We start from the raw sequence: 2,275 nt of genomic DNA, 5'->3' as shown, positions 1-2,275 counted from the left end.
CCAGGTGGTGCTGCTCACCTCAGCCGGCACCATCGCGTTCGCGGGGCCGCCCGACGAGATCGGCGCGGCAATGGGAACCAGCGACTGGTCGCGAATCCTCGAGTGGCTCAGCACCGATCCCGACGGGGCACACCAGGCGTTTCTGCACCGCGGGCAGGTCCGTGCGGCGGCGCCACCGCCGGCACCGCCGCTCGGCCGCCCCGCCTACCTCAGCCTGGGCCGTCAGATTTCTGTCGCTGCCCGTCGGCAGGCCTGGCTCATCTTCGGCGATCAGCGCTACGCGATTTTCCTGGCTATCCTGCCGCTCTTCTTCGCGGCACTGGCGCTGGTCGCGCCCGGCGATACCGGCCTGGGCCCGGCGGACCCATACGGCAACGGCCCCGACGAACCCGTCGAGATCCTGACCGTGCTCGACATCGCGGCAGTTTGCATGGGAACGGCGCTGACGATCCGCGACCTGATCAGGGAATGCAACATCTTCCGGCGCGAGCAATACGTCGGGCTGTCCACATCGGCGTATCTGGCCGGGAAAGTCCTGGTTTGCAGCGCGGTCGTGGCGGTGCAAACCGCATTCCTCACCATCATCGTGATGGTCGGCAAAGGCGCTCCCACACGCGGCGCCGCCCTACTGGGCAGCGCCCCCTTCGAGCTGTACGTGACCGTGACGGCCACGGCTGTCGTCTCGACGATCGTCGGCTTGGTGTTGTCGTCGGTGGCGCGGTATAAGCAGCTGATCCTGCCGATAGGTGTGTTGATGGTCCTGTTGTCGCTGATGTTTGCCGGCGCGATGTTCCCGCTGGCCGACAGGGACGGCGTCCAACAGGTCTCGTGGCTGTTCCCGTCCCGGTGGGGCTTCGCCGCCGCGGCTTCGACCGTTGACCTGCACTCGATCGCTCCGCTGGCCGACTACGACGCGCTGTGGGCGCACTCGGCGGGCCGGTGGCTGTTCGACATGGCAATGCTGCTGGTCTTGGGCGCGGTGGCGACAAGCTTGGTGTGGTGGCAACTGCGTCCACCGGCTCAGCCGAAGAAACGCGAACCGGTGCCGCAGGAATGACACAATTGCCAAAACTCGGCAGTGATTTGGCGTAGACGTTTACCCCAGATAGTCTGACCCCCAATTGGGTTGGGGGATTGCAGGTGCAGGTGGGGGTATTGATGACGCGCGATGCGCAAAAGGCCGACGGCAATGACGATGGCGAACTGGCCGTGAATTCGCGGGTACGCGTATACCCCGGAACGGACCACGAGGACTGTGGCATTGTCGTCGAGGATTTCGGCGAATCGGCCGGGCAAGCTGTCGATGTCGGGAAATACCACATCGCCGATCCCGCACGACGATGGGCAGTGATGCTCGACGGCGGCCATCTAGTGTTCGTCGACAGTGATCAACTGGTCGCTGAATAGCGCGTCGATTCCCTTACATCGAAAACAACAAAAACTGGGTGACCTGGCCGGGCGAAAAATTGTCGTCGCTGACCAACACCACCGATTGGCTACCGTCAGCCAGCTTCGGACCCAGTGTGATTCCTTCAATGTTGTCCAGCGGCGAAAGCCCGGGAGTAGCGGACATGTCGACGGCAAGCGATTTGGCCATCGGCCGCACTTGCCTGCCGACCATCGACGGCACAGTCAGCACGTCGGTCGCATCGCCGATCTCGGCACGGAAAACCCGGACCGTGGGATGTTCGCCGCCGGAACGTTCCACCACGAGAAACGCGGTATCCGACAGCGCGACCAGATCCGTGACCCCATTGGACGCATCCAAGCCCGGGGCCCGCTCCAACGGATAGGCGTATTGGGCCACCGGTGCCCGGGTGTCGACGTCGAATTTCGTAATGCGAGTCAAAGCGCCGTGGTCGCGGTCGGGCGGATCACCGTCGTTGTAGCCCGGTTCCTCCATCGCGGCGAACACAAACCGCCCGTCGGGTGTGAGCGTCAGCCCCTCCAACGCGGAATTACGTCGTGGCCCATCATTATTCGCCGACATGGCAAGGCCTGGCGGCAGTTGGAACTGACCCAAATAGCCGCCGCCCAGCCCGGCGATGCGAATCCACGGGTCGAGCAACACGGGGCTACCCGGGATGTCGGTGAGCCGCTCGCCCTCCGACGACCAGTACAGCCGCTGCCGCACCGAATCGAACGCGATCCCTTCCGGATCGGGCGGAACTGTCGGCGGGGACGTTTGCAGCGACAGCGGCCGAAACGGATGGCCTGACTCGTCTAGCAGCAGGTCGACGTCGGTGAAGGTAACGTCACTGATGCCCTTGTCCGA

General features: G+C 64.3%; 3 protein-coding genes. 2 read left to right on the top strand and 1 reads right to left on the bottom strand.

The genetic code is table 11. The features are described 5' to 3' along the window. The coding region (locus VFA16_RS03640) for an ABC transporter permease (protein ID WP_324966502.1) at nt 1-1,057 on the top strand (1,057 nt) is incomplete at its 5' end. A 101-nt stretch (nt 1,058-1,158) separates the two neighbouring features. Next, nucleotides 1,159-1,407, top strand: a complete 249-nt coding sequence (locus tag VFA16_RS03635; RefSeq protein WP_324966501.1) for a hypothetical protein — start codon at nt 1,159-1,161, stop codon at nt 1,405-1,407. Nucleotides 1,408-1,420: 13 nt separating this feature from the next. On the opposite strand, the gene VFA16_RS03630 is transcribed toward VFA16_RS03635, so the two are convergent. Further along, nucleotides 1,421-2,275, bottom strand: an 855-nt coding sequence (locus VFA16_RS03630; protein WP_324966500.1) for an esterase-like activity of phytase family protein, incomplete at its 5' end; no start/stop codon positions are given.

Origin of the sequence: Mycobacterium sp. (assembly GCF_035653355.1) — a bacterium.
Taxonomy (GTDB): Bacteria; Actinomycetota; Actinomycetes; order Mycobacteriales; family Mycobacteriaceae; genus Mycobacterium.
This window is presented reverse-complemented; position numbering and strand designations above follow the sequence as displayed.